Source organism: Pseudomonas sp. 2822-15 (assembly GCF_002742515.1).
GTDB classification, from domain to species: domain Bacteria; phylum Pseudomonadota; class Gammaproteobacteria; order Pseudomonadales; family Pseudomonadaceae; genus Aquipseudomonas; species Aquipseudomonas salomonii.
In genome coordinates this window covers 1-291 of record NZ_LJRY01000085.1, presented here as the reverse complement: position 1 = coordinate 291, position 291 = coordinate 1, and the positions used below count along the sequence as shown (strand labels likewise).

The following is a 291-nucleotide window of genomic DNA, read 5'->3' as shown; positions in this document are numbered from 1 at the left end:
CATCAGGTGTTGATGCGGTAACTTTAGCAGACAATTCTTTGGCAAATCCTAGGATTTGTAATTTGAGTATGGGAGTGCAGCTAAAAAAAGATATCGAAGTGGAACCGCTTGTGCATATTGCATGTAGGGACCGGAATTTAATTGGAGTCCAATCTCACTTGATGGGGCTGTCGACCTTAGGAATAGATAATGTTCTGGCTGTGACTGGTGATCCAGCAAAGGTTGGGGATTTTCCAGGTGCAACTTCTGTTTATGATTTATCCTCTATGGAATTGATTCAACTTATTAAAC

1 protein-coding gene is annotated in these 291 nt (G+C 40.9%); it reads left to right on the top strand.

Going from position 1 to position 291, the window contains the following annotated elements:
• Positions 1-291, top strand: a 291-nt coding sequence (locus AOA59_RS00490) for a methylenetetrahydrofolate reductase (RefSeq protein WP_178076221.1), incomplete at both ends; no start/stop codon positions are given.